General features: G+C 71.8%; 22 protein-coding genes. 17 read left to right on the top strand and 5 right to left on the bottom strand.

Going from position 1 to position 25,271, the window contains the following annotated elements; genetic code table 11:
- Positions 1–107: 107 nt before the first annotated feature.
- The 6 genes from ACWCPY_RS35095 to ACWCPY_RS35070 all read left to right on the top strand — a co-directional run bounded on the left by ACWCPY_RS35095 (position 108) and on the right by ACWCPY_RS35070 (position 6,144).
- Complete coding sequence (locus tag ACWCPY_RS35095; RefSeq protein WP_451271914.1) at positions 108–1,109, top strand: ABC transporter permease; 1,002 nt, start codon at positions 108–110, stop codon at positions 1,107–1,109.
- Positions 1,106–2,206, top strand: coding sequence for an ABC transporter ATP-binding protein (locus ACWCPY_RS35090; RefSeq protein ID WP_356086330.1), 1,101 nt, complete (start codon positions 1,106–1,108; stop codon positions 2,204–2,206). The genes ACWCPY_RS35095 and ACWCPY_RS35090 overlap by 4 nt, the downstream gene beginning before the upstream one ends.
- A gap of 35 nt (positions 2,207–2,241) precedes the next feature.
- Positions 2,242–3,456: an ABC transporter ATP-binding protein gene (locus ACWCPY_RS35085; protein WP_451271920.1), complete on the top strand. Its 1,215-nt coding sequence runs from the start codon at positions 2,242–2,244 to the stop codon at positions 3,454–3,456.
- 18 nt (positions 3,457–3,474) lie between these two features.
- The gene (locus tag ACWCPY_RS35080; RefSeq protein ID WP_451271911.1) at positions 3,475–4,146 is read left to right on the top strand and encodes a trimeric intracellular cation channel family protein; all 672 of its coding nucleotides are present in this window, start codon (positions 3,475–3,477) and stop codon (positions 4,144–4,146) included.
- A gap of 88 nt (positions 4,147–4,234) precedes the next feature.
- Positions 4,235–5,113 carry a thioesterase family protein gene (locus tag ACWCPY_RS35075; RefSeq protein ID WP_451271909.1) on the top strand — a complete coding sequence of 293 codons (879 nt, stop codon included), beginning with the start codon at positions 4,235–4,237 and terminating at the stop codon, positions 5,111–5,113.
- A 59-nt stretch (positions 5,114–5,172) separates the two neighbouring features.
- On the top strand, positions 5,173–6,144 hold the full coding sequence (locus ACWCPY_RS35070) for a helix-turn-helix transcriptional regulator (RefSeq protein ID WP_451271907.1): 972 nt from the start codon (positions 5,173–5,175) through the stop codon (positions 6,142–6,144).
- A gap of 15 nt (positions 6,145–6,159) precedes the next feature.
- Here ACWCPY_RS35070 and ACWCPY_RS35065 read toward each other — a convergent pair whose 3' ends face one another.
- Entirely contained in the window at positions 6,160–6,801 is a 642-nt protein-coding gene (locus ACWCPY_RS35065; protein ID WP_451271905.1) for a TetR family transcriptional regulator, read from the bottom strand.
- Between the two features lie 117 nt (positions 6,802–6,918).
- Here ACWCPY_RS35065 and ACWCPY_RS35060 point away from each other — a divergent pair, with 117 nt between their 5' ends.
- The 3 genes from ACWCPY_RS35060 to ACWCPY_RS35050 all read left to right on the top strand — a co-directional run bounded on the left by ACWCPY_RS35060 (position 6,919) and on the right by ACWCPY_RS35050 (position 8,692).
- Positions 6,919–7,080: a hypothetical protein gene (locus tag ACWCPY_RS35060; protein WP_451271903.1), complete on the top strand. Its 162-nt coding sequence runs from the start codon at positions 6,919–6,921 to the stop codon at positions 7,078–7,080.
- A 64-nt stretch (positions 7,081–7,144) separates the two neighbouring features.
- Positions 7,145–7,486, top strand: coding sequence for a DUF4190 domain-containing protein (locus ACWCPY_RS35055; protein WP_451271902.1), 342 nt, complete (start codon positions 7,145–7,147; stop codon positions 7,484–7,486).
- Positions 7,487–7,681: 195 nt separating this feature from the next.
- Positions 7,682–8,692, top strand: coding sequence for a helix-turn-helix domain-containing protein (locus ACWCPY_RS35050; RefSeq protein WP_451271900.1), 1,011 nt, complete (start codon positions 7,682–7,684; stop codon positions 8,690–8,692).
- A gap of 51 nt (positions 8,693–8,743) precedes the next feature.
- Here the strand turns inward: ACWCPY_RS35050 and ACWCPY_RS35045 are convergent, their stop codons facing one another.
- On the bottom strand, positions 8,744–12,583 hold the full coding sequence (locus tag ACWCPY_RS35045; protein WP_451271898.1) for a S8 family peptidase: 3,840 nt from the start codon (positions 12,581–12,583) through the stop codon (positions 8,744–8,746).
- A 359-nt stretch (positions 12,584–12,942) separates the two neighbouring features.
- Here ACWCPY_RS35045 and ACWCPY_RS35040 point away from each other — a divergent pair, with 359 nt between their 5' ends.
- Positions 12,943–14,112 carry a cysteine desulfurase family protein gene (locus ACWCPY_RS35040; protein WP_451271896.1) on the top strand — a complete coding sequence of 390 codons (1,170 nt, stop codon included), beginning with the start codon at positions 12,943–12,945 and terminating at the stop codon, positions 14,110–14,112.
- 48 nt (positions 14,113–14,160) lie between these two features.
- Here the strand turns inward: ACWCPY_RS35040 and ACWCPY_RS35035 are convergent, their stop codons facing one another.
- On the bottom strand, positions 14,161–14,841 hold the full coding sequence (locus ACWCPY_RS35035; protein WP_451271894.1) for an N-acetylmuramoyl-L-alanine amidase: 681 nt from the start codon (positions 14,839–14,841) through the stop codon (positions 14,161–14,163).
- 61 nt (positions 14,842–14,902) lie between these two features.
- On the opposite strand from ACWCPY_RS35035, the gene mnmA reads away from it, so the two are divergent.
- Positions 14,903–16,039: a tRNA 2-thiouridine(34) synthase MnmA gene (gene mnmA, locus ACWCPY_RS35030; protein ID WP_451271892.1), complete on the top strand. Its 1,137-nt coding sequence runs from the start codon at positions 14,903–14,905 to the stop codon at positions 16,037–16,039.
- Positions 16,040–16,163: 124 nt separating this feature from the next.
- Here mnmA and ACWCPY_RS35025 read toward each other — a convergent pair whose 3' ends face one another.
- Both ACWCPY_RS35025 and ACWCPY_RS35020 read right to left on the bottom strand, forming a co-directional pair.
- The gene (locus tag ACWCPY_RS35025) at positions 16,164–16,964 is read right to left on the bottom strand and encodes an alpha/beta fold hydrolase (RefSeq protein ID WP_451271890.1); all 801 of its coding nucleotides are present in this window, start codon (positions 16,962–16,964) and stop codon (positions 16,164–16,166) included.
- A 95-nt stretch (positions 16,965–17,059) separates the two neighbouring features.
- Positions 17,060–17,407, bottom strand: coding sequence for a DUF427 domain-containing protein (locus ACWCPY_RS35020; RefSeq protein ID WP_451271888.1), 348 nt, complete (start codon positions 17,405–17,407; stop codon positions 17,060–17,062).
- Between the two features lie 105 nt (positions 17,408–17,512).
- On the opposite strand from ACWCPY_RS35020, the gene ACWCPY_RS35015 reads away from it, so the two are divergent.
- The 6 genes from ACWCPY_RS35015 (at position 17,513) to gatC (ending at position 25,267) form a co-directional block, all read left to right on the top strand.
- Positions 17,513–18,052 carry an LOG family protein gene (locus ACWCPY_RS35015; protein ID WP_451271886.1) on the top strand — a complete coding sequence of 180 codons (540 nt, stop codon included), beginning with the start codon at positions 17,513–17,515 and terminating at the stop codon, positions 18,050–18,052.
- A 30-nt stretch (positions 18,053–18,082) separates the two neighbouring features.
- Complete coding sequence (locus tag ACWCPY_RS35010) at positions 18,083–18,772, top strand: SDR family oxidoreductase (protein WP_451271884.1); 690 nt, start codon at positions 18,083–18,085, stop codon at positions 18,770–18,772.
- Positions 18,773–18,825: 53 nt separating this feature from the next.
- Positions 18,826–19,851 (top strand): methionine synthase, encoded by a 1,026-nt coding sequence (locus tag ACWCPY_RS35005; protein ID WP_451271882.1) that lies wholly within the window; start codon positions 18,826–18,828, stop codon positions 19,849–19,851.
- A gap of 30 nt (positions 19,852–19,881) precedes the next feature.
- Positions 19,882–22,074, top strand: a complete 2,193-nt coding sequence (gene ligA, locus ACWCPY_RS35000; protein WP_451271880.1) for an NAD-dependent DNA ligase LigA — start codon at positions 19,882–19,884, stop codon at positions 22,072–22,074.
- A 344-nt stretch (positions 22,075–22,418) separates the two neighbouring features.
- A complete protein-coding gene (locus tag ACWCPY_RS34995) occupies positions 22,419–24,578 on the top strand; it encodes a putative bifunctional diguanylate cyclase/phosphodiesterase (RefSeq protein ID WP_451271878.1) in 2,160 nt (719 codons plus the stop codon).
- Between the two features lie 392 nt (positions 24,579–24,970).
- Complete coding sequence (gatC, locus tag ACWCPY_RS34990) at positions 24,971–25,267, top strand: Asp-tRNA(Asn)/Glu-tRNA(Gln) amidotransferase subunit GatC (RefSeq protein ID WP_015036350.1); 297 nt, start codon at positions 24,971–24,973, stop codon at positions 25,265–25,267.
- Positions 25,268–25,271 lie beyond the last annotated feature (4 nt).

The following is a 25,271-nucleotide window of genomic DNA, read 5'->3' as shown; positions in this document are numbered from 1 at the left end:
GTCCGGAGGTGGCGGGGGCGGTCCCGGCAGTAGTTCGGGCGGCACGATCCCCTCAACAGGCCGGGAGCCCCCACAAGGGGTTCCCGGCCACCGCCGGGCCGCACACAGTGCTTGCTTATCTCATCCGGCGCCTGTTCGCCGTAGTCATCATGGTGCTCGTCGTACTGCTCGCGACGTTCGTCATCTTCTTCATGCTGCCCAAGTGGGCGGGTCAGGACGTCGCAGTCCTCTTCGCCGGCAAGGCCACGGGTGTCGAGCAGCTCCAGGGCATCCGGATCAAACTGGGTCTCGACGACCCCCTCCTCGTCCAGTTCTGGGACTTCGTCAAGGGCATCCCGATGGGACGCGACTACGCGAACGGTGCCGATGTCACCCACTGCGCGGCGCCCTGCTTCGGCTACTCCTTCCGCACGGAGGTCCCGGTCTGGACCACGCTCAAGGACGCGCTGCCCGTCACCGGCGCGCTCGCCGCGGGCGCCTGCGTCCTGTGGCTCCTCGGCGGCGTCGCCACCGGTGTGGTCTCCGCGCTGCGGCGCGGCAGCATCTGGGACCGTGCCGCGATGACCACCGCGCTCGCCGGTGTCTCGCTGCCGATCTTCTTCACCGGCATGGTCGCCATGGGCCTGTTCGTCCACAACTTCGGCTGGGTGAAGATCGCCGACAACCTCTCCACGGACGACGGCATCGGCACCTGGTTCCAGACCCTGATCCTGCCGTGGATCGTGCTCGCCTTCCTGAACGCGGCGATGTACGCCCGCCTCACCAGGGCCACCATGCTCGAAGTGCTCGGCGAGGACTACATCCGCACCGCCCGTGCCAAGGGGCTGGGCGAGGGCACCGTCATCACCCGGCACGCCCTGCGGTCCGCGATGACGCCGATCCTCACCGTCTTCGGCCTCGACATCGGCGTGCTCCTCGGTGGTGCCGTCCTCACCGAGTCCACGTTCAACCTGCCCGGTCTCGGGCTCGCCGCGGTCCAGGCGATCAGCAGCAAGGACCTGCCGGTGATTCTCGGCGTCACCCTGTTCGCGGCTCTCGCGATCGCCGTCGCCAACCTCGTCGTCGACATCATGTACGCCGTCATCGACCCGCGAGTGAGGCTGGGATGACCGAACTGCACAAGAGCGGTGCCGCGCTGGGCGAACCCTCCCCGGCCGGCTCGCCCGCTCCCACCGCCTTCCTCGAAGTGCGCGACCTCAAGGTGCACTTCCCGACCGACGACGGCCTGGTCAAGTCCGTCGACGGGCTCAACTTCCAGCTGGAGAAGGGCAAGACCCTCGGCATCGTCGGCGAGTCCGGCTCCGGCAAGTCGGTCACCTCGCTGGGCATCATGGGCCTGCACACCGCCGGCCAGTACGGCAAGCGCAAGGCCCAGGTCTCCGGTGAGATCTGGCTGGACGGCAAGGAGCTGCTGTCCGCCGACCCCGACGAGGTGCGCAAGCTGCGCGGCCGCGACATGGCCATGATCTTCCAGGACCCGCTGTCCGCGCTGCACCCGTACTACACGATCGGCAAGCAGATCGTGGAGGCGTACCGGGTCCACCACAGCGTCGACAAGAAGACCGCGCGCAAGCGGGCCGTCGAGATGCTCGACCGGGTCGGCATCCCGCAGCCCGACAAGCGCGTCGACAGCTACCCGCACGAGTTCTCCGGCGGCATGCGCCAGCGCGCGATGATCGCCATGTCGCTGGTCAACAACCCCGAGCTGCTGATCGCCGACGAGCCGACGACCGCACTGGACGTGACGGTCCAGGCGCAGATCCTCGACCTGATCCGGGACCTGCAGAAGGAGTTCGGCTCCGCGGTCATCATCATCACCCACGACCTGGGCGTCGTCGCCGAGCTCGCCGACGACATCCTGGTGATGTACGGCGGGCGCTGCGTCGAGCGCGGACCGGCTGAGAAGGTGTTCTACGAGCCCCGGCACCCCTACACCTGGGGTCTGCTGGGCTCGATGCCGCGCCTCGACCGCGACCAGACCGACCGGCTCATCCCGGTCAAGGGCTCCCCGCCGTCGCTCATCAACATCCCCTCGGGCTGCGCCTTCAACCCGCGCTGCCCGTACGCGGACGTGCCCAAGGACGACATCACCCGCACCGTACGGCCCGAGCTCCAGGAGGTCGGCAGCCGGCACTGGGCGGCCTGCCACATGTCGCCGGAGCAGCGGGAGCGTATCTGGACCGAAGAGATTGCGCCCAAGCTGTGAGCGAGGACAAGGCCGTGACGAGCGAGGACAAGGGCGTGGACGTTCCGGCGCAGAGGTCTGCCGGGCACGGCGCGCCGGCCGGTGACAGCGCCTCCCGCGAAGTGCTGCTCAAGGTGACCGGGCTGCAGAAGCACTTCCCCATCAAGAAGGGGCTGCTGCAGCGCAACACCGGTGCCGTGAAGGCCGTCGACGGGATCGACTTCGAGGTGCGCTCGGGGGAGACCCTGGGCGTCGTCGGCGAGTCCGGCTGCGGGAAGTCGACGATGGGCCGGCTGATCACCCGGCTGCTCGAACCCACCGCGGGGAAGATCGAGTTCGAGGGCAAGGACATCACGCACCTCGGCGTGGGCGGCATGCGCCCGATGCGCCGGGACATGCAGATGATCTTCCAGGACCCGTACTCCTCGCTGAACCCGCGCCACACGATCGGCACGATCGTGGGCGCCCCCTTCAAGCTCCAGGGCGTCACGCCCGACGGCGGGGTGAAGAAGGAGGTGCAGCGGCTGCTGGAGGTCGTGGGCCTGAACCCCGAGCACTACAACCGCTACCCGCACGAGTTCTCCGGCGGTCAGCGCCAGCGCATCGGGATCGCCCGTGCGCTCGCGCTCAACCCGAAGCTGGTCGTGGCGGACGAGCCGGTGTCGGCGCTGGACGTCTCGATCCAGGCGCAGGTGGTGAACCTGCTCGACGACCTCCAGAGCGAGCTCGGCCTCACGTACGTGATCATCGCCCATGACCTCTCGGTCGTCCGGCACGTCTCGGACCGGATCGCGGTGATGTACCTCGGCAAGATCGTGGAGCTGGCCGACCGCGAGTCGCTCTACAAGGCGCCGATGCACCCGTACACCAAGGCGCTGCTCTCGGCGGTCCCGATCCCCGACCCTAAGCGCCGTTCGGCCAAGAGCGAGCGGATCCTGCTCAAGGGCGACGTGCCTTCGCCGATCTCGCCGCCCAGCGGCTGCCGCTTCCACACCCGGTGCTGGAAGGCGACGGAGGTCTGCAAGACGCAGGAGCCGCCGCTGGCCGCGCTGAAGACCGGGCACCAGGTGGCCTGCCACCACCCGGAGAACGCACCCGACCAGGTGCCGGGCGAGACGGTGACGGCGGCGGCGCGCGAGGCGATCGAGATCGTCGAGGTGCACAAGCCCCCGGCGGACGAGCCCGATGCCGCCGAGCCGGAGGCCGCCGAGGCCGAGGCGGGCGGCGGCGCCGACTCGACCGATACGCCGGAGGACGGCACGAAGGAGTAGTACCGGCACAATTGCCCGGTGCTCAACGAACTGTTCACGCCCTCCGTCCAGCATGCGCTCGACATCGTCGGAATCTTCGTCTTCGCGATCTCCGGCGCTCTGCTCGCCGTACGCAAGAACTTCGATGTCTTCGGCATCGCGGTGCTCGCCGAGGTGACCGCGCTGGGCGGAGGGCTGTTCCGTGACATCGTGATCGGGGCGGTCCCGCCCGCGGCGTTCACGGATCTCGGCTACTTCACCACCCCGCTCCTCGCCGCCGTCCTGGTGTTCTTCCTGCATCCGCACGTCGAGCGGATCCAGGTGGGCGTCAATGTCTTCGACGCGGCCGGCCTCGGGCTGTTCTGCGTCACGGGCACGGTCAAGGCGTACGACTACGGCCTGGGCCTCACCGCGTCGGCCGCCCTGGGGCTCGCCACCGCGGTCGGCGGCGGTGTGCTGCGTGACGTACTGGCCAACGAGGTGCCCTCGCTGCTGCGCTGGGACCGTGATCTGTACGCGGTGCCCGCCATCGTCGGCGCCGCGACGACCGTGCTGTGCATCCGCTTCGGGGTGCTCGACGCGTTCACCAGCGGCACCGCCGTGATCGCGGCCTTCGTGCTGCGGCTGCTGTCGATGCGCTACCACTGGCGGGCCCCGCGCGCCTACAACCGGAAGTCCGCGACGGCCGAGGAGAGCTCCGCGACCACCTGAGGCGGGGCTGCGGCCCCAGCGATCCGGTGCTGTGATCCCCGCCAAAAAAGCTACCGCTCAGTAATACGATCGGTGTACGGTGCCTCGCATGGCACAGGCAGCAGAACAGGCAGCAGAGCGGGCGGCGCAGGCCGGACCGGCGACCATCGGGAACAGCGAGTTCGACCGCGACACCGCCGTGACCCTTCGCGAAGAGGGCGTCTACGACGCCGAGCTCTCCGCCGGCTGGACGATCATCAACGCCGTCAACGGCGGCTACCTGCTGGCCATGCTCGGCCGCGCGCTCGGCGAGGCCCTGCCGCACCCGGACCCCTTCTCCGTCTCCGCGCACTACCTCACCGCGTCCGTCCCCGGCCCCGCGGTGATCCGGACCCAGACCGTCCGCACCGGCCGCACGCTCTCCACCGGCCAGGCGTCCCTCTTCCAGTACACGGAGGACGGCACCGAGGTCGAGCGCATCCGGGTCATCGCCACCTACGGCGACCTGGACGGCCTCTCCGACGAGGTCCGCACCTCGGCGAAGCCGCCGGCCATCCCGCCGCTGGAGCACTGCCTCGGCCCGAGCGACGGCCCGGCCCCGATCCCCGGCAGCTCCGCGATCACCGAGCGGCTCGACATCAGGCTCGACCCGGCGACGATCGGCTGGGCCATCGGGCAGCCCTCCGGCAAGGGCGAGATGCGCGGCTGGTTCGGCCTCGCGGACGGCCGCGACGCCGACCCGCTCTCGCTGCTGCTCACCGTCGACGCGCTGCCGCCCACCTCGTTCGAGCTGGGCCTCAAGGGCTGGACGCCGACCATCGAGCTCACCACCCACATCCGCTGCCGCCCGGCCCCCGGACCGCTGCGTGTCTCCATCACCACCCGCAACCTCGCGGGAGGCTTCCTGGAGGAGGACGCGGACGTCTGGGACAGTGCGGACCGCCTGGTGGCCCAGTCCCGCCAGCTGGCGCGCGCACCGCGCTCCTGACGTCCGGCGGCGGCCGGGGGAGGGCGGGAGCAGAGGCGACGACGGGGGAAGCTGGTGAGGTGAAATCCGACCGGCTGCTCTCGATCCTCCTGCTGCTCCAGACCCGCGGCCTGGTGCCCGCCACCGAGCTCGCCGAGCGCCTCGAAGTCTCCGTACGCACCATCTACCGGGACATCGAGGCGCTCTCCGCCTCCGGCGTCCCGGTCTACGCCGAGCGGGGACGGCACGGCGGCATCGCGCTGCTGCCGGGATTCCGTACCGATGTCACCGGGCTCACCGCCGACGAGGCGCGCGCCCTCTTCGTCCTCGCCGCCGAGGGCGCCCATGCCGCGCTCGGCCTCGACGAAGCGCTCGGGTCGGCGCTGCGCAAGGTGATGGCGGCCCTGCCCGAACCGCACCGGCCCGCCGCCGAACTGACCAGCAGGCGGATCCTGGTCGACCCGGTGCGCTGGATGAGCGGCCCGCAGCCGGCCGTCGACGTGGCCGAACTCCACGAGGCCGTCTTCGCCGACCGGCGCTTGCGGCTGAGCTACCGCCACAGCGGTACGAGCACCCCGCGCACCTACACCGTCGATCCGTACGGCCTCGTCGTGAAGGCGGGTGTCTGGTACCTGGTGGCGGACCGGGACGGGGAGCCCCGGCTCTTCAGGGCCGACCGGGTGCGGCGCGCCACGCTCATGGACGAAACCGTCGTGCGCCGGCCCGGGGTGGAGCTGGCCGGCCTGTGGGACGCACTGCGCAGGCAGGTCGAGGAGCGGCCGGGGCGGGTACGGCTGCGGATGCGCGTGCACCGCTCCCGGCTCGACCTGTTCGTACGCCTGCACGCCGGGGTGCTGACGGGGGAGCCGTGCCCGGAGGAGAGCGGGGAGTGGCTGCGGGCCGAACTGGCCGTCGACTCGGTCGAGTGGGCCCGCTCCCTGCTCTCCTTCGGACCGAATGTGGAGGTGCTCTCGCCGCCCGAGGCGCGGGACGTCCTCGCCCGCCACGCGGCGGCGGTCGTGGCGCTGTACGGGCAGGCGGGCGCGCCCTGATCCGTACGAAAGACCCTAAGGGGTATCGACTCCGCCCGCGTCGTCCAGCCAGTGCAGCCTGCCGAGGGTGACCAGTCTCAGCCGGCGGCGGGCCACTCCGGCCACCTCGCGCTCGCCTTCCGGCCCCGCGTCCAGCAGTGCCGACGCGGTGATCACCATGTGGTCGACATAGAGGCCGCCGAGCATCAGCAGGTCCCTCTCGCTCCAGCCCCGGGACTCCGGCTCCTCGGCGAGCGCCGCCGCCACCTCCTCGGCGAACCGCCGCAGTTGGGCCGCTATGGCCTCGCGGACCGGGCCGACGCCGCCGTGCTGTTCACGGGCGATGAAGCGGAAGTGGGCGGGCTGTTCGCCGACATGGCGCATGATCAGCTCGATGCTGCGGTCCAGGCGCTCCTCGCTGTCACCGGTCTCGGCGAGCGTCGCCCCGATCATCCCGTGCAGGCTGCCCAGCGCCTCATCGACGAGCGCCACACCGAGCGCCGCGGTGTCGTCGAAGTGCCGGTAGAAGGCGGTGGGCGTGACGCCCGCGGCCCGGGTCACCTCGCGCAGCCCGAGGCTGCTGAGGCTCTGATGCTCCAGGAGTCCGAGTGCGGCATCCAGCAGTGCCTGACGGGTTCTCAGCTTCTGGGTCTGGCGGACGCCGACGGTGTGACTCATGCCATTCAGTAAACAACTGTTCTCCGGGGCGGGGAAGTGGTGAACGGGTCTAGACTGACAAGTCAGTGAACAGTCGTACTCTCAAGTGCTCGTGGAGAGCCTGCGGAAAGGCTGAACATGATCGTCCTCGTCGTCGCCCTGCTCCTGCTGGGGATCGTGCTGGGCGCGGTGGCCCAGATCCCGCCCGCGCTCTCCCTCGTGCTCGGTGCCCTGATCGGCTGCTGGCTGCTGGTCTTCGCCGTACGCGAGCGGCCGGGCGCGCGTCGCCGCTCCTCGTGAGACCGGCCGCACCGCCGCCGCGGCGCCCTGCGCACCGCACCCCGACCCGAAGGAGCCCGCCCCCATGACCCTCACCGCGATCGCCCGCCGCTCCGAAACCGCCGCACGGCCCCTCGCCTCCTGCGACCCGGCCGGCACCCCCGGCCCGGCCGCCCCCGCCCGGCGCCCCACCCGGGACGCCGACGGACTGGCCGTCGCCTCGTTCGTGCTCGGGCTCGTCGGCCTGCTGGTGATGAACATCCTGCTCGGCCCGGCCGCCATCGTGATGGCGGTCCTCGCCCTCGTCCGGTCCACCGCCCGCTGCGGCCGCGCCCTGTTCGGGCTCGCGCTCGGCGTCGCCGACCTCGTGGTCCTCGCCTTCCTCGTCACCGGAAACGGCGTCGTCGCCTGGAACTTCGGCGGCTGAACCGGGCGGAGCGGACCCCGCCGCAGTGCGCGGGCCCCGGGACACCATGCGCCCGCCGTACGTTCCGCCTCGGGCTCGCGAGAACTGTGTTGTCTTCTGATCGCCCGGCAGGGCCGCCCGCATCCTGTTCGATTTCGATCATGGATGGCACAGTGGGCGTCCGTTTGGGGTGGGCTGCGGGGAGGGAGAGGGCGCGTGCTGGAGATAGCGGGGATCGGGGCGGCGGAGGAGCGGGTCTACCGCCACCTGGTGGAGGTACGAGGCGCGGGCGTGGACGAGATCGTCCAACGGCTCCGCATCCGGGAACGCGAGGCGGCGTCGCTTCTGTCCTCCCTGCATGACAAAGGCCTGGTCGGGCGGCTGCCGGGCGACGGCGGCATGCGGTACGTACCCGTCCCGCCGGACGTGGCGCTGCAGCCCCTGCTGGCGCGTGGCCAAGAAGCGCTGGAGTGGGCGCGGCGTGGAGTGGAACAGCTGGCCGAGGAGTACCGGGCGGGCGCCCGGCGCCATGACGCCGGGCAACTGGTCGAGGTGATCACCGGGGCCGGCGCCATCCGTCAGCAGCTGCGCCAACTCGCCTACGGGGCCCGCAGCGACCTGCGGTGGTTCTGCAAGGCCGATCCCGTGGCGCTGCGCGCCCAGGACAACGACGAGGAGTTCGAACTGCTCGCCCAGGGCATCCGCTACGAGGCGATCTACGAACGTGCCTGCCTGGAACAGCCCGGCATGGTCGACAACGTCGCCCAGGGCATCCGCGCCGGTGAAACGGCCCGCGCCACCAGCACACTCCCCGTGCGCATGGTCATCGTCGACAGCTCTGTCGCCGTCTGCCCCCTGATGCCGAGCAGCACGACCGGCGCCCGCGGCGAGCCGACCGCCGCGATCATCCGCAGCAGTACTCTCCTGGACGCCCTCGTCGCCCTGTTCGACATCCAGTGGGCTGCGGGGACCCCGCTGCACGTCACGGAGGCGGGCGAGCTGGCCGACTTCGCCGGCGGCATGGGACCGGGCGGCAGTCTCGCCGACGACGAGCGCTACCTGCTCTCCCTGGTCGTCGCCGGCGTGGCGGACAAGGCGATCGCCACCCAACTGCGTGTCAGCCACCGCACGGTGCAGCGCCGGATCACCGCGCTGATGCAGCGGGCGGGCGCGAAGACGCGTACGCAGCTGGTGTGGCAGGCGGCGCGGCGCGACTGGCTGTCGTAGGACGCACGGAAGCCGCGACCGGGGCCGGTCGCGGCTTCCGGATCCCGCGTACTACCTCAGCGCGTACGCCCGCTCGATCTCCTGCGTCACCTCGTTGCCCGCGTCGTCCCAGGCGCGGACCCGCAGCGTGACGTACCCGCTGGTGCGAGCAGTCGAGGGGTGGGTGACCCGGACACGGTAGGCGCCGTCGCCCCGGGCGGAAGTCGTCGCCGCCCGCCAGTGCCCGCCGTCGTCGTACGAGACGGACACCTCCATGCCCTTCACGGAACGGCCCGTCAGACCGTCCTGGTGGCGGGCGCTCACTCCGAAGGCGAAGGACCCGGAGTCAGGGGCGGAGCCCTGGAGGTCGGTGGCTACGTCGTAGTCGAGCTGGAGGAGGGGAATCAGGGACTCCTTGCCCTCGGCCGGGCGAGGGGCCGTGAACGACCAGCGGGTGCTGGTGGCCCGCGAGAGGGTGCCCTCGGGGCTGGTGCGCTTCACGTCCAGGTCCAACCGGTAACGGCCGTCGTCCCCGCCCGCGGGGAAGGCGCCCCACGCGCGGGGGCCTTCAGCGAGGATCTCGCCGTCGCGACGCAGTACGGCGCGGGTCTCGTCGGGGTAGGGGGTGTCGGCGCCCGTGCGGGGCAGGGCGTAGCCGTAGTGGCCGAAGGCGGTGTCGGTGAACTCGGGTATCCCTATGGTCAGCTGGTCGCCCTTGCGGAGGGCGAGTCCTTCGACACCTCGGGGGATCGCCGGGCGCACCACGGGGGCGTACCAGCTCTCCGTGGCGTGCTCACCGGGCCGGTAGGTGCGCAGGGGGCCGAGCATGCCGGTCCCCACCGCGTGGATCGCCCAGGTGTTGCGGGGGTTGACCCAGTGCAGCCACCGGGTGTCGGCGGGACCGCTCAGGTACTCCGTCCGCGCCTGCCCGGTGCGGACGTACCGGGATCGCATGGGGAGGAACACCTGCTCGCCCTCCCACGGACGCCAGGACTCCCGGTTCTCCGTGACGTAGCGTGTCCCGCCCGTGTCCGGGTAGCGCGAGACCACGGTGGCCGTGTTCTCCGGCCCGACCTTGTGGACCACGCGCTCGGGGACGCGCTGTTCGGAGACCTGCACGACGTCGTAGAGGTAGGGGCTCTCCGGGCTCCCCTTCAACTCCAGCACGGTGCCCCGCGCGCGCAGCCGCTCCGCGGTGGCGGGGGAGGCGTACAGCCCGATCGCGGGCAGCCGCTGGCTCACCGGCTGCCAGGTCGCGGCCGCGTACCTGTTGCCGCCGGCGGTGGTGACGGCGGCCGCGGCTCCGGCTCTAGCGGCCGAGGCCACCGCCTCGTCGTACTCCACCCCTTCCAGTTCCACGAGCACCGCCGCTCCGCGGACGTCCGTGCCCCGTGCGCGCAGCGCCGCGTAGTCCTCGGGGCGTCCGTGCCCGGCGTCCACCACCCGCAGGCGCCGCACGCCTTCCACGGCGGGGGAGTTGTGGAGCAGACGGACAGGGGCACCGGCCGCGGCGGTGGCGGAGATCGCGCGTGCGCGGAGCATCGGTGCGGTCAGCTGCCAGCGGGAGGTGAACTCGAAGGTCCCCTCGGTGAACTCCTCGGTGGGCGTGACGTAGAGGAGCTGTCCGCCGCTGTGTCCGCTGGTGAAGAAGCTGGCGAACTCCCGGTCGCCGGTCTTCCAGTGGGTGGAGAAGACCAGCGGGCCCCGCTGCTCGGCCGGCTTGGGGGTCCGGATCTCCACGGGGACCGCCTTGCGTGCGTCGAGCACCAGGTCCGTGGCGCCGCTCACCCGCAGTCGGGGGTCGACCACCAGGCTGTTGGTGACGTTGTCCTCCGTCGCCTGCGTGATGACGCCGTGCAGGTAGTACATGCCCTCGGGCAGGTCCACCGTCAGGCTCTGCCCCGCCGGCACCTCCTGGATGACGTCGAAGCGGCCCGTGGGACCCAGCAGGATCAGCGGGAAGACGGTCGCCGGCTGCCCGGCGCGGTCGATGCCGCGCACGGTGACCTTGTGCGTGACCGGGTCCTTCGTCGCGGAGAGAACGGTGTGCGTGACGGTCTGCCCGTCGGCCGAGGTCGCGGTGAGGCGGCCGCCGTAGACGCCCTCCGGCAGCGCGGGCGGGTCGAGGGTCACGGCCACGTCGGCAGTGCCGTGGGCGGGTACGGTGACCTGCGCGGGGGTGCTCATGGCGGCTGCCGGGGCCGGGGAGCCGTAGAGCTTGTCGAAGGTGGTGTCCAGGGCGAGCGTGACGGGCGCGTCGCCGTCGTTGGTGTAGGTGACGCTCACCTGCCGCGGGCCCGCGTCCGGTGCCAGGGAGCCGAAGGTGGTGGTGCCGGTGGCGCGCACCTGCTGGCGCACCGAGCGGGCCACGTCCACCCGGCCGGTGCCCTGCTCGTAGGCCGTCTGGTCGGGGGCGGTACGCGTCGTGCTCATCAACGCGTCCTTGAGCTGCTGGCCGTTCCAGTCGGGGTGGCGCCCGGCCAGGATCGCCGCCGCGCCCGCCACGTGCGGGGTCGCCATGGACGTACCCGACGCGGCGGTGTAGGCCGCGTCCACCGGGTGGCCCATGGACGTGCCGGCCGCGCGGGCGGCGACGATGTCGACGCCGGGAGCGGTGAGGTCGGGCTTGGCACCGTTGTCACCGACGCGCGGGCCGCGGCTGGAGAAGGGGGCCAGCTTGTCGTCGCGGTCGACGGCGCCCACGGTCAGCGCGCTCGCCGCGGCGCCCGGGGAACCCACTGTGTAGTCGGAGCCCGTGTTGCCCGCCGCGACGACGAAGAGGGTGCCGGTCTCCTCGCTGAGGCCGTCGAGGACGAGGCTGAGGAGGTCCGTGCCGTCGGTGGGCTGGCCGCCCAGGCTCATGCTGACGATGTCGGCGCCCGAGTGGGCGGCCCAGTCCATGCCGCCCAGGATGGCGGAGTACGGGCCGGAGCCGCTGTCGTCGAGCACCTTGCCGATCAGCAGCCGTGCCCCCGGTGCCACGCCCTTGCGCGAGCCGCCCGAGGCGGCGCCGCTGCCGGCGATGGTGGAGGCGACGTGGGTGCCGTGGCCGTGGCCGTCGTTCGCGGTGGGCTCGTCGGTGAAGTTGCGTACTTCGCCGAGCTTCCCGGCCAGGTCGGGGTGGGTGGCGTCGACGCCGGTGTCCAGGACGGCGACGGTCGCGCCGTTTCCGTCGTAGCCGGCCTTCCACGCCTCGGGCGCACCGATCTGCGCGGTGCTGCGATCGAGGGAGGCGTGGACCTTCGCGTCCAGCCACAGTTTCTCGACGCCGCCCTCGAAGGCCGCGTTCTTGAAAGCAGAGTTCTTGGAAGAAGAGTTCTCGGCAGCGTTCTTCGCGCCGCCCTCGGCGCTGCTCCTGGCGAGCGCGTCGTCGTCGATGGCCTTCCAGAAGCGCCCGGCCTGCTTCTTGTCCGCCTTCAGTGCCGAGCCGCGCAGGCTCTTGATGACCAGGCCCTTGCGCGAACCGGTGGGCGCTCCCTTGGACGTGGGGTTCGTGCCGCCGGTGTAGCGGGCGATCAGCGGGATGGCGGAGGTGTGGGCGTCGTCGTAACCCTGCTTGACCAGGGAGGTGATGTTGAACAGCTGCCGGTCCAGTTTGCCGGAGGCGATGTACGGGAGCGCTGCGCGGGGCAGCACGTACAGCTGCTTGTCGATCTCCAGCTGGGTGAAGTCGGCCTGCGAAGCGCCCGAGGCCGGCTCGACGGAGACGGCCTTCCGGCCGCCGGGGAAGGTCTCCAGCCGCACCCGGTCACCGGTCACGAGCGTGACGGAGCTGACCTGGGGGCGGCCGGCGGAGTTCGCGCCGACGGAGGCGGGTGCCGGGGCGGCGATCGCGCCGGAGGAGAGGGGAGACAGGGTGGCGACGAGGACGCCTGCTGCCAGAACGGCGGCAGAGCGATGCCGTATGTGCATCGGAACCTTTCCAGGAGGCAAGGAAACGGACACGCGGTGCGGCTCAAGACTGGGGCCCCCATTGATCGCCGCACCAGACCTTTCCGGTGCCGTGCTTGCGACATGTCGCCAAAACGACACGGTGTGCTCCACCGCGCGTACCGGCGGAATCACCGGGGCCGAGCGGCCCCTCCTCATCACTGGCGACGGCCTCGTCGCCCGGAACTTCGCCGGCTGAACCGGGCGCGGAGCCCGACGCCCTCCCCGCCCGGACGGGCCCGGGAACGGGGCGAGGAAGACCGCACCCGGCCGTGCGCGGGTGCCGGGGCACCATGCGCCCGCCGTACGCCCCGCCCCGGGCTCGTAGAATCGAGCCCACCATGGCTTACCTCGACCACGCCGCGACCACGCCGATGCTTCCGGAAGCGATCGAGGCGTTGACCGCCCAGCTCGCCGTCACCGGCAACGCGTCCTCACTGCACGCCGCCGGGCGCCGGGCCCGCCGTACCGTCGAGGAGTCGAGAGAGACCCTCGCCGATGCCCTCGGCGCACGCCCCAGCGAGGTCGTCTTCACCTCCGGCGGCACCGAGGCCGACAACCTCGCCGTGAAGGGCCTGTACTGGGCCCGCCGCGACGCCGACCCCCGCCGCACCCGGGTGCTGGCCAGCCCCGTCGAGCACCACGCGGTGCTGGACGCCGTCGACTGGCTCGCCGGACACGAGGGCGCGAACGTCGAATACCTCCCCGTCGACCGGCACGGACGCGTCCACCCGGACGCGCTGCGCGAGGCGATCCTCCGTGATCCCGACGATGTCGCGCTGGCCACCGTGATGTGGGCCAACAACGAGATCGGCACCATCATGCCGGTACGTGAACTGGCTGCCGTGGCCCGTGAGTTCGACGTGCCGATGCACGCTGACGCGGTACAGGCGTTCGGGCAGCTGGAAGTCGACTTCGCCCGGTCAGGACTGGCCGCGATGACGGTGAGCGGGCACAAGATCGGCGGCCCGTTCGGCATCGGCGCGCTGCTGCTCGGCCGCGAATACACCCCCGTACCCGTGCTCCACGGCGGCGGCCAGGAGCGGCACGTCCGCTCGGGCACCCTCGATGTGCCGGCCATCGCCTCCTTCGCCCTCGCGGGGCGGCTGGCCGCCGACGGGCGGGAGGAGTTCGCCCGCGAGATCGGCGGGCTCCGGGACGAACTGGTCGCGGCCGTGCTGGCGGCCGTGCCCGACGCCGTCCTCGGCGGAGACCCGGCCCCGGGCGGCCGGCTCCCCGCCAACGCCCACTTCACCTTCCCCGGCTGCGAGGGCGACTCCCTGCTCCTGCTGCTGGACGCCCAGGGCATCGAATGCTCCACCGGCTCCGCCTGCACCGCCGGGATCGCCCAGCCCAGCCACGTACTGCTGGCCACCGGCACCGACCCGGACCTGGCCCGCGGCACCCTGCGCTTCTCGCTCGGCCACACGTCCACCAAGCAGGACATCGACGAGGTGGCCCGCGCGATCGGCCCGGCGGTGGAGCGGGCACGCACCGCGGGCCTCAGCTGAGCCCTGCAGGACCTGGCCTGTCCGGCGGCGACCGGACGGGCCCCGCGGTCACTTCTTGCCCGCCGCCCGGACCAGCTTCAGATACCGGTCCCAGTCCCAGTGCCTGCCCGGATCGGTGTGGTCCGTTCCCGGAACCTCCACGTGCCCGACGATGTGCTCCCGGTCCACCGGCATCCCGTACCGCCCGCATATCGCCGCCGTGAGCCGCGCGGAGGCCCCGTACATCGCCGCAGTGAAGTCCTGCGGCCGGTCCACGAAGCCCTCGTGCTCGATCCCCACACTGCGCTCGTTGTACGACCTGTTCCCCGCGTGGAACGCCACATCCAGCTCACGGATCATCTGCGTCACATGGCCGTCCTTGCGCACCACGTAGTGCGCAGCCGCTCCGTGTCCCGGGTCCTGGAAGACCTTCACCGCGCTTTGGTAGCTGCCCTGGGTGACATGGATGACGACCCGGTCGATGGTGTAGTCGTCGGGGCGGTCGGCCCGCCGCCAGTTCGCCGAGGACGCCGCTATCCACTGGGCCCGCGCGAAATCCACCTCGCCGGGCGTCCGGGGCTTCTCCACCCCGGGCAGCCGCCACCAGGCACGCTCCAGCTCCTCCCGCGCCAGCGCGGCGGCGCCCACGGCCGTGACGGCGGCGCCGATCAGCAGCCCGCGCCGGCTGACGCCGTGCCCGGACTTCGCGCCCCCGGAACTCTTGGCGCCCGGTGTCCCCTTGGTCCCCATGTGATCCACAACGCATATCCGAGAGCGTTCGGTTCCCGGCGCCCCGTACCCTGGTGGAGCTATGACTGAGACTTCCCAGCGCCCCCTCCGTGTGCTCGCCGCCATGTCGGGCGGTGTCGACTCCGCCGTCGCCGCGGCCCGCGCCGCCGAGGCGGGCCACGACGTGACCGGTGTGCACCTCGCCCTCTCCGCGAACCCGCAGTCCTTCCGTACCGGGGCGCGCGGCTGTTGCACGATCGAGGACTCCCGCGACGCCCGCCGCGCGGCGGACGTCATCGGCATCCCGTTCTACGTCTGGGACCTGGCGGAACGCTTCCGCGAGGACGTCGTGGACGACTTCATCGCCGAGTACGAGGCGGGCCGCACGCCCAATCCGTGCCTGCGCTGCAACGAGAAGATCAAGTTCGCCGCGCTCCTGGACAAGGCCCTCGCGCTGGGCTTCGACGCGGTCTGCACCGGCCACTACGCCACCGTCGTCCTGGGCGAGGACGGCAGCCGCGAGCTGCACCGCGCCTCCGACATGGCCAAGGACCAGTCGTACGTCCTCGGCGTCCTGGACGAGAAGCAGCTCGCCCACGCGATGTTCCCGCTCGGCGACACCCTCACCACCAAGGACGAGATCCGCGCCGAGGCCGAGCGCCGGGGCCTCGCGGTCGCCAAGAAGCCCGACAGCCACGACATCTGCTTCATCGCCGACGGCGACACCCAGGGCTTCCTGGCGAGCCGGCTCGGCACCGCCGAGGGCGACATCGTCGACGAGTCGGGCACGAAGGTCGGCACCCACGAGGGCGCCTTCGGCTTCACCATCGGCCAGCGCAAGGGCCTGCGCATCGGCCACCCCGCTCCCGACGGCAAGCCGCGCTACGTCCTGGACATCTCCCCGGTGAACAACACGGTGACGGTCGGCCCGGTCGAAGCACTGGACGTCACCGCCCTCACCGCCATCAAGCCCCGCTGGTGCGGCACCGCCCCGACCGCCCCCGGCACCTACACCGCCCAGCTCCGCGCCCACGGCGGCGAGACCGAGGTCACGGCGGAGCTCGTCGACGGCACCCTGCACGTCACCTTCACCGAGCCGGTACGGGGCGTGGCCCCCGGCCAGGCGGTCGTCCTCTACGACGGCACCCGCGTGGTCGGCTCGGCGACGATCGCCACGACGGTGCGGCGGGAGACGGCGGCGGTGGCGACGTCCGGCTGACCGGTTCCTGCCGGTCGCCGGAGCCACGCCCACACAGTGGTGTCCGGCCGGGGACGCGGCGGTGCCCCGCGCGGCCACGTCCGACCCCTGTACGGGCGTGAACACACGGGGCGCCGCCGCAGGTTCAGGACACCTGGCGCAGCGGGACGCTCCTGGCGAAGAACTCCGTCAGCACCGGGGCCACCGCCTGCGGGGCCAGGTCGCGGGTCTGGCCGGTCAGGGTGCGGTGGCGGGCGCGGGGGAGGGTCTCCGCGAGGGCGCGGGTGGACTGGCGGGCGGGGGTGGGGCTGGAACCGCCGCAGATCACCAGGGCGCGGGCCGTGACGGAGGCGAACCGGGCGGCCGGGATCGCGCCGTTGCCGAGCAGCGCGTCGTCGTACGCGAGGGTGTGGGCCATCGCCACCAGGTCGCTCCACAGCGGGGCGCGGCGCATCCGGGCGATCATGTCGGCCGGCACGCCCGTCACGGACAGGAACAGCTCGACGGCCCCCGCGCGGTCCCCGGTGGACAGCAGCCGGTGCAGGCGGGAGGTGCAGCACGCCTTGTACTGCAGGCCCGAGGCGCTCGGCGTGTAGGGCGGTTCGTACACCGCCAGCAGGTCCACGGGGAGGCCAGCGGCCTGCGCCTCCAGGGCCAGGGCCCCGCCGGCGCCCATGCCGAAGACGGAGGCCCGGCCGCCCGTCGCGGAGACGAGCGCGGCCAGATCCTCGATCTCGCGCTCCACCGCGTACGGGCCACTGTCGCCGCTGGAGCCGCGGCCGCGCCTGTCGTACGTGACGACGTGGAAGTGCGGCGCGAGCAGGCGCGCCAGCGGCGCCTCGGTCGCCGCCGTGCCCAGCGAGCCGCCCACGAGGATCACCGGCGGCCCTTCACCCCGGTGCCGGTACGCGATCATGGTGCCGTCGCGGGAGAGAATCTTGTCCATGCGAGGGTGGACCGCCGGGCCCGCGAAAACTCATCGCTCGGGCCGAAGTTTTTCTGAAGTTCTTCGATTGCCCAGGTCAGGACCGTTCTTGACGATCAGCCGGACGTGGTGTCGCTGACGGTCCCGGTGTCGTAGAAGCAGAAGTGGTCCTTGATCGCGGCGACTTCGGGCTTCGGCTCCGGGTAGGCCCAGACGAGATCCGCGGCGTCCGGGAGCGACCAGTAGGAGGCATCTCCCTTGAACGGGCAATGGGTTCGGGTGTCCGAGGCCGTGAGGAGTTCGGTACGGACGTCCTCGGGCGGCAGGTAGTAGCGGACCGGGCAGCCGGTCTCGCGCAGGACGAGCGGGCGCCGGCTCTCGGCGAGCACCTGCCCGTCGCGGACCACACGTACATGCTCGGTGCCGGGCTCGACCGTGATGCGGTGTCCTGGTGACGTAGTCATACAAGGGTCAGCCGTTTCGCGGACCGGATTCTTCCCCGGCCCTTCAAGGTGGCCGGTTTCCCACCGGGCGCCGGGGCTGTCGGTGGTGGCCCTTACGGTGGGTCCATGAAGATCTGCGTTTTTCTCTCCGCCGCCGACCTCGACGAGCGCTACACCCGGCCCGCCCGCGAATTCGCCGAGCTCATCGGCAAGGGCGGACACACCCTGGTCTGGGGAGGCTCGGAGAGCGGGCTGATGAAGGTCGTCGCCGACGGGGTCCAGGAGTCGGGCGGGCGGCTGGTGGGGGTGTCGGTCGACTTCCTGGCCGCGAAGGCGCGGGCCCACGCGGACGAGATGGTGTTCGCGCGCGATCTCGCCGAGCGCAAGGCACTGCTCCTGGAGAAGGCCGACGCGGTCGTGATCATGGTGGGCGGCACCGGGACGCTCGACGAGGCGACCGAGATCCTGGAGCTGAAGAAGCACGGCAAGCACGACAAGCCGGTCGTCCTGCTCAACACGGCGGGCTTCTACGACGGGCTGCGCCAGCAGTTCCAGCGCATGGAGGACGAGGGCTTCCTGCCCGTCCCGCTGGCCGAGCTGGTGTTCTTCGCCAAGGACGGCGTGGGCGCCCTGGCCTACCTGGAGGAGTGGTCCGGCCTGCGGTGACGGGGCGGCGGGGGTGAGATCATGGTCGGCATGCCCACTCATGTCATCACCGGTGCCGGCTCCGGCATCGGAGCCGCCGTCGCCCGTCGTCTCCTGGAGCGCGGTGACGAGACCGTGCTGATCGCCCGCGACGCCGGCCGTGCCAAGGAACTGGCCGGGATGCACCCCGGTGCCCGCACGCTCGTCGGCGACCTCTCCAATCCGGACCGGCTCTCGTGGGCGTTCGCCCAGCAGGCGATGCCGGAGCGGGTCGACTCGCTGCTGCACATCGCGGGCGTCGTGGAGCTCGGCAGCGTCGGCGACCTCACGCCCAAGGCCTGGCACTTCCAGCTCAACGCCAACCTGGTCGCGCCCGCCGAGCTGACCCGGCTCCTCCTGCCGCAGCTGCGCGTCGCCCAGGGCCACGTCCTCTTCGTGAACTCGGGCGCCGGCCTCGCCGCACACGCCGAGTGGAGCGCGTACGCCGCGAGCAAGCACGGCCTGAAGGCCCTCGCCGACTCGCTGCGCCACGAGGAGCACGCCAACGGCGTCCGGGTCACCTCCGTCTACCCGGGGCGTACCGCCAGCCCCATGCAGGCCAAGGTCCACCAGCAGGAGGGCAGGGAGTACGACCCCTCCCGCTGGATCGACCCGGAGTCGGTGGCCACCACGATCCTGATGGCCGTCGACCTGCCGCGCGACGCCGAGGTCAACGACCTCACGGTGCGCCCCGGACGCTGACCCCCGCAGGGCCGGGCGGCGACGCTTCCGAGGCGACGCCCTAGGCTTCCCGTGTGAGCGAGAAGAGCAAGTTCAGCGGTTGCCCGGCCAGCGGGATCGGGTCCATGCCCGGGGGAGACGCACGGGAGGCGGCGAAGACCGTCACCGGTTCCTTCGGGGACGGCGAGGGCCTGCCGTACCTGGCGGAACTGCCCGCCCGCGGGCCCGGTGCGGACATGATCGGGCGGACCGTCGGGCTGCTCGTCGACCTGTACGGGCACGTCGAGCCCAGCGGCTGGCGGATCAGCGACCGGCCCGGACGCGACACCCGGCGGGCCAGGTCCTGGCTCGGCGAGGACCTCGACGCCCTGGAGGAGTTCACCCAGGGGTACGAGGGACCGCTCAAGGTCCAGGCCGTCGGGCCCTGGACGCTCGCCGCCGCGCTGGAACGCCGGGGCGGGGAGGCCGCGCTCGGCGACCCGGGGGCCTGCCGCGACCTGGCGGGCTCGTTGGCGGAGGGGCTGCGCGCCCACCTCGCGGAGGTACGCCGCAGGGTGCCCGGCGCCGAGGTGATCCTCCAGCTCGACGAGCCGTCGCTGACCGGCGTGCTGCGCGGGCGGATCAGGACGGCCAGCGGCTACCGCACCTACCGGGCCGTGGACCGCCAGGTCGTGGAGGGCACCCTGCGCGACGTCCTGGCGGCGGGCGGGGGCGCGGCGACGCTCGTGCACACCTGCGCGCCCGAGGTGCCGTTCGCGCTGCTGCGCCGTGCCGGGGCCGAGGGCATCTCGTTCGACTTCTCGTTGCTCACCGAGCGTGAGGAGGAAGCGATCGGTGAAGCCGTCGAGGGCGGCACCCAGCTCTTCCTCGGAGTGGTGCCGGGCACCGACCCGGCCTCGGGCGGATTGTCGGACCCGGGCGGTAGCGTCATGGGTGTCAGGACGCTGTGGCGCAGGCTGGGGCTGAATCCGGGGACTCTTACGGAATCCGTGGTGATCACCCCGTCGTGCGGGCTCGCGGGTGCCTCGCCCGCGTACGCGCGCGCCGCGCTCGCCCACTGCGTCCGGGCCGCGAGATCGCTCGCAGACAACCCTGAGTAACGGGGCAACGGGTAACGGGAGGACGAGACGATGGCCGGCGAACAGCAGACGACGGTGCCCGCACAGGCCCAGGAGCAGCACATGCTCCTCGCCGAACAGGTTGAGGAGCACCGCTTCCGGTACTACGTGAGCGACCAGCCGGTCGTCAGCGACGCCGAGTTCGACCGGCTGATGCGCGAGCTGGAGAAGCTGGAGGAGGCGTACCCGCAGCTGCGTACGCCGGATTCGCCGACGCAGAAGGTCGCGGGCCCGTACCGGACGGAATTCACCTCCGTCGAGCACCGCGAGCGGATGCTCTCGCTGGACAACGCCTTCGACGACCTGGAGCTGGCCGCCTGGGGCGAGCGGATCGCCAAGGAGGTCGGCACCGGCGACTACCACTTCCTGTGCGAGCCGAAGGTCGACGGCCTCGCGGTCAACCTCACCTACGAGCACGGGCGGCTCACCCGGGCCGCCACCCGCGGCGACGGCCGAACCGGCGAGGACATCACTCCCAACGTCCGTACGATCGCGGAGATCCCGCACCGGCTGAAGGGCGAGCGCATCCCGGCGCTGGTCGAGATCCGCGGTGAGGTCTTCTTCCCGATGGAGGCCTTCGAGGAGCTCAACGCCCGGCTCGTCGAGGCAGACGACAAACCGTTCGCCAATCCGCGCAACGCGGCGGCGGGTTCGCTGCGCCAGAAGGACCCGAAGGTCACCGCCACCCGCCCGCTGCACATGGTGGTGCACGGCATCGGCGCCCGGGAGGGCTTCGACATCGACCGCCTCTCGCACGCCTACGAGCTGCTGCGTGAATGGGGCCTGCCCACCGCCAAGTACAACAAGGTGGTGGATTCCCTCGACGGGGTGCGGGAGTTCATCAGGTACTTCGGTGAGAACCGGCACTCCGTGGAGCACGAGATCGACGGGGTCGTCGTCAAGCTCGACGAGATCCCGCTCCAGGGCCGGCTCGGCTCCACCTCGCGCGCCCCGCGCTGGGCGATCGCCTGGAAGTACGCCCCGGAGGAGGTCAACACCAAGCTGGTCAACATCCGGGTCGGGGTCGGCCGGACCGGCCGGGTCACGCCGTACGCCCAGGTCGAGCCGGTCGAAGTGGCCGGCTCCGAGGTGGAGTTCGCCACCCTGCACAACCAGAACGTGGTGAAGGCGAAGGGCGTCCTCATCGGGGACACGGTGGTGCTCCGCAAGGCGGGCGACGTGATCCCGGAGATCCTCGGCCCGGTCGTCGACCTCCGCGACGGCACCGAGCGGGCGTTCGTCATGCCCGCCGAGTGTCCGGAGTGCGGTACGGAGCTGCGGCCCATGAAGGAAGCCGACATCGACGTCCGCTGTCCCAACGCCCGTTCCTGTCCCGCCCAGTTGCGCGAGCGCCTCGCCTATCTCGCGGGCCGCAAGTGCCTGGACATCGACCACTTCGGCTACGTCGCCGCCGCGGCCCTGACCAAGCCGCTGGAGCCCGCCGAGCCGCCGCTGCGCGACGAGGGCGATCTCTTCGGGCTGACCGTCGAGCAGCTGCTGCCGATCCGGGCCTATGTCCGGGACCAGGACAGCGGGCTGCCCAAGCGCGACCCGAAGACCGGCGAGGAGAAGACCGCCTGGGTCTTCGCCAACCAGCAGGGCGAGCCGAAGAAGAACGCCCTCGCCATGCTCGACGCCATCGCCGCCGCCAAGGAGGCACCGCTCGCCCGTATCCTCACCGGGCTGTCCATCCGGCACGTGGGACCGATCGCCGCCGCGGAGCTGGCCCGTCAGTTCCGCTCCATCGACCGGATCGACGAGGCGACGGAGCAGGAGCTGGTCGAGGCCGACGGGGTCGGGGCCATCATCGCCGCATCGGTGAAGCAGTGGCTCGCCGAGGACTGGCACCGGGAGATCCTGCGCAAGTGGCGGGAGGCCGGGGTCCGGATGGCCGACGAGGGGGCGGGGGAGGAGGAGGGGCCGCGCCCGCTCGATGGGCTCACCGTCGTCGTCACCGGCACGCTGGCCGGTCATACCAGGGATGGCGCGAAAGAGGCGCTCCAGAGCCGCGGAGCGAAGGTGACAGGTTCCGTTTCGAAGAAGACCTCCTTCGTGGTCGTCGGTGACAACCCCGGTTCGAAGTACGAAAAGGCCATGCAGTTGAAGGTGCCGGTGCTGGACGAGGACGGCTTCGCCGTACTGCTCGAACAGGGTCCGGATGCGGCGCGCGAGGCGGCCGTTCCCGTGGGAGAACCGGCGGAATAGGACAGATTCCTGTCCTGGACCGACGGCGCGGGGCAGGGACTTGGCGGCGGACGCTCCGGCAGGCACATGGAGAACAAGGAGGCGGATAAGGGGCGCGGCGGTACAGACAGGGGCAAGATTTTCGCGTGGTGTCCGGTTCACCCGATCGGCGCATAGCAGATGCTGACGGATGGTCGGTCCGCATTCGGGCAAGAGCGTCAGAGCGCTGCCCGTAGAAGCCTTCCGCGGCCTACTGTTGAGACGTGCACCTGCCGTGCCCGGCCGCGGGGTGGGAAACCGGGTCGTGGCGGCATGGAACGGAACCATCGGGTGACATCGGCACCGCCGGCTGTGAGAGGGACGGAATGAAACCGACCGAGAGCGCCGCACCGGTGTCGCGGCTGCAAGGTTTCGTCGGCCTCACACCAAAAGTGGGTGCCGTTGTCATCGCGATCGCCGTTGTTCAGATCGCGACCGGTTTCTACCGGACCGTGAACGAAGGGCATGCGCTCTTCCCCGACGGCCGAGCCGGCTGGTCCCTCGCCGTCCTGACCGGGATCATCGTCGGCCATCTCGTCGCGCTCGGACGCGACCGCTGGTGGGGCGGCACCGGCTCCGGGGCCTCCCTCACCCTGGCCGTGCTGCTGCTCTACGGCTGGGTGCCCGCCGGGCTGGTCAGCCTGGTCGTCGTCGTCCTCGTCGGCGTCGCCCGCAGACACCGGTGGTGGCAGGGGCTGCTGCACGGCGCGGTGGACATCCTGGGGATAGGCGCGGCGGCCCTGGTGCTCGCCGCCTTCGGCGAGGTGCAGACCGTCGAATCACCGTGGTACCCACTCCACTGGGGCATCGGTGCCGTCCCGGAGGTCCTCCTGGCCGCCTCCGCCTATCTCCTGGTCACCCGGGTCCTGCTGTGGTACGCCCAGGCTCCCCAGGGCGGCGGACTGCCCACCGTCGCCCGCACCGCCCTGCTGCGCCAGGGCCTGGTCGCGGTCGCCCTGCTCGGCATCGCACCGCTGATCTGCGTCGTCGCGATGGCCACCCCTCTGCTCCTGCCGCTCTTCGCGGTCCCGCTGATCGCCCTGGACTCCGCCCTCTGGATCGCGCGGGCCCGGGCCGAGGAGCAGCTGCGCGACCCGCTGACCGGACTGCCCAACCGGCAGTGGCTGCTGGAGCGCACCTGGACGGCCCTGGAGGACGCCGAGTCCGTCGGTGCCAGATCCGCTCTGGTCCTGATCGACCTCGACCGTTTCCGTGCGGTCAATGACACCCTCGGCCATCTGGCGGGGGACCGGCTGCTGTTGCAGATAGCGGAGCGCCTCCGGCTCGCGTTGCCCCGGGGCGCGGAGGCCGCGCGGCTCGGCGGCGACGAGTTCGCGGTGCTCCTGCCGACCGCCGACTCCACCACCAGCGCCCAGCGGGTCGCCCGCCATCTCGTCGCCGAGCTGTCCTCCCCGCTGGATCTCGACGGTCTGACCCTGGTGCTGGAGGCCAGCGCCGGGGTCGCCGTGTACCCGGACCACGCACTGGACGCCGAAGGGCTGCTCAGGCGCGCCGACGTCGCGATGTACCAGGCCAAGCGGGACCGTACGGGCGTCGAGGTCTACGAGTCGAAGCGGGACAGCAACACTCCGGACCGGCTCGGGCTCCTGGGTGATCTGCGCCGCGCGCTGGACGCCGGTGAGGTCGAGCTCCACTACCAGCCGAAGGTCCGCTTCGACGGCCAGGTCGCCGGCCTCGAAGCCCTGGTGCGCTGGGTGCATCCGGAGCGCGGCAGGGTCCCCCCGGACGAGTTCATCGCCATCGCCGAGTCGTCCGGCCTCATGCCGCACCTCACGGAGTACGTCCTGGAGACGGCGCTGGCCCAGGTAGCCCGGTGGCGGGCGCAGGGCCTCTTCGTCCCGGTCGCCGTCAACGTCTCCCCGCGCGACGTCCACACCCCCGGGTTCGCGGGCGGCGTCGCTGCCCGGCTCGCCCGGCACGGCGTCCCGGCCGGAGCGCTGCAGCTGGAGATAACGGAACACGTGCTGCTGGAGGACCCGCAGCGCGCCGCCGACACCCTCGCCGGACTGACCGGGCACGGCGTGAAGATGTCCCTCGACGACTTCGGCACGGGGTACTCCTCACTCGTCCATCTGCGACGGCTGCCCGTCAGCGAGCTGAAGATCGACCGCTCGTTCGTCGCCCGGCTGGCCGTGGACAATGAGGACGCGGAGATCGTCCGCTGCACGATCGACCTGGCCCACTCGCTGGGCCTGCTGGTCGTCGCGGAAGGCGTCGAGGACGACGAGACCTGGGAGCGGCTGCGCGATCTGCGCTGCGACGCGGTGCAGGGGTGGCTGGTCGCCGCGGCGATGCCGCCGCAGGAGACCACGGCCTGGCTGCGGGCGCGGGGCGAGCACGGCTGGCGGCGGCCGGCCGAGCTGGCCGCCGCGGCCGCCGCAGCAGCGGCCGCGGCCGGCGCTCCGCCGGAGCTGGAGCAGCGGCAGCCGGGCCGCCCGGTCAATTCACGGCCCGCGACGACCTGAGCCCGCGACGACCCGAGCCCGCGACGACCTGAGCCCGCAGGGGCCACCGGCGGCGCGTCCGGTGGCCCTCCGCCCCCGGGCGCGAGGCCGGGCCGGAGGCGGCGCGGGAGCCGGAGATCCTCGTCCGACCAGGGTGTTCGCCCGGGTGGCGGGAGTGGTGGCGGGCGACCCCATAGGATTGGGGGGCGGCGGCACATTTCCACCTGCCGCGCGACGCCTGGCACACACGCTCGCCGCGTTGCCGAATCGCCCACGTGGCTCCGCCACGAGGGCGCTCCGGCGCCTTGCGATCGCACGCACCAGACGCCGCGCGGCCCGTCCTCCGGACGGACGATGGAAATGTGCCGCCGGCCCCCGGCCAGAACCACACACCAACCCCTGAGGATCGCTGCATGCCTGGCATCACGCGCGAGGAGGTCGCCCACCTCGCCCGGCTGGCGCGTCTGGAGCTGAAGGGCGAAGAGCTCGATCACTTCGCCGGTCAGCTCGACGACATCATCGGCGCGGTCGCCCGCGTCTCCGAGGTCGCCGACCAAGACGTACCGCCGACCTCCCACCCGCTGCCGCTGACCAACGTCATGCGCGCGGACGAGGTCCGTCCGTCGCTCACCCCCGAGCAGGCGCTCTCCGGCGCCCCGGCCCAGGAGCAGCAGCGTTTCAAGGTGCCGCAGATCCTGGGGGAGGACTAAACAG

It is taken from the genome of Streptomyces sp. NPDC002403 (assembly GCF_053593015.1).
This window is presented reverse-complemented; position numbering and strand designations above follow the sequence as displayed.

Bases quoted from the DNA above. Each gene is read 5' to 3' on its own strand.
- ACWCPY_RS35025 (WP_451271890.1), bottom strand. From the start codon at position 16,964: ATGGACAAGATTCTCTCCCGCGACGGCACCATGATCGCGTACCGGCAC.
- ACWCPY_RS34995 (WP_451271878.1), top strand. From the start codon at position 22,419: ATGAAACCGACCGAGAGCGCCGCACCGGTGTCGCGGCTGCAAGGTTTC.
- gatC (WP_015036350.1), top strand. From the start codon at position 24,971: ATGCCTGGCATCACGCGCGAGGAGGTCGCCCACCTCGCCCGGCTGGCG.
- ACWCPY_RS35075 (WP_451271909.1), top strand. From the start codon at position 4,235: ATGGCACAGGCAGCAGAACAGGCAGCAGAGCGGGCGGCGCAGGCCGGA.
- ACWCPY_RS35035 (WP_451271894.1), bottom strand. From the start codon at position 14,841: ATGGGGACCAAGGGGACACCGGGCGCCAAGAGTTCCGGGGGCGCGAAG.
- mnmA (WP_451271892.1), top strand. From the start codon at position 14,903: ATGACTGAGACTTCCCAGCGCCCCCTCCGTGTGCTCGCCGCCATGTCG.
- ACWCPY_RS35040 (WP_451271896.1), top strand. From the start codon at position 12,943: ATGGCTTACCTCGACCACGCCGCGACCACGCCGATGCTTCCGGAAGCG.
- ACWCPY_RS35015 (WP_451271886.1), top strand. From the start codon at position 17,513: ATGAAGATCTGCGTTTTTCTCTCCGCCGCCGACCTCGACGAGCGCTAC.
- ACWCPY_RS35010 (WP_451271884.1), top strand. From the start codon at position 18,083: ATGCCCACTCATGTCATCACCGGTGCCGGCTCCGGCATCGGAGCCGCC.
- ACWCPY_RS35020 (WP_451271888.1), bottom strand. From the start codon at position 17,407: ATGACTACGTCACCAGGACACCGCATCACGGTCGAGCCCGGCACCGAG.
- ligA (WP_451271880.1), top strand. From the start codon at position 19,882: ATGGCCGGCGAACAGCAGACGACGGTGCCCGCACAGGCCCAGGAGCAG.
- ACWCPY_RS35045 (WP_451271898.1), bottom strand. From the start codon at position 12,583: ATGCACATACGGCATCGCTCTGCCGCCGTTCTGGCAGCAGGCGTCCTC.
- ACWCPY_RS35060 (WP_451271903.1), top strand. From the start codon at position 6,919: ATGATCGTCCTCGTCGTCGCCCTGCTCCTGCTGGGGATCGTGCTGGGC.
- ACWCPY_RS35055 (WP_451271902.1), top strand. From the start codon at position 7,145: ATGACCCTCACCGCGATCGCCCGCCGCTCCGAAACCGCCGCACGGCCC.
- ACWCPY_RS35065 (WP_451271905.1), bottom strand. From the start codon at position 6,801: ATGAGTCACACCGTCGGCGTCCGCCAGACCCAGAAGCTGAGAACCCGT.
- ACWCPY_RS35090 (WP_356086330.1), top strand. From the start codon at position 1,106: ATGACCGAACTGCACAAGAGCGGTGCCGCGCTGGGCGAACCCTCCCCG.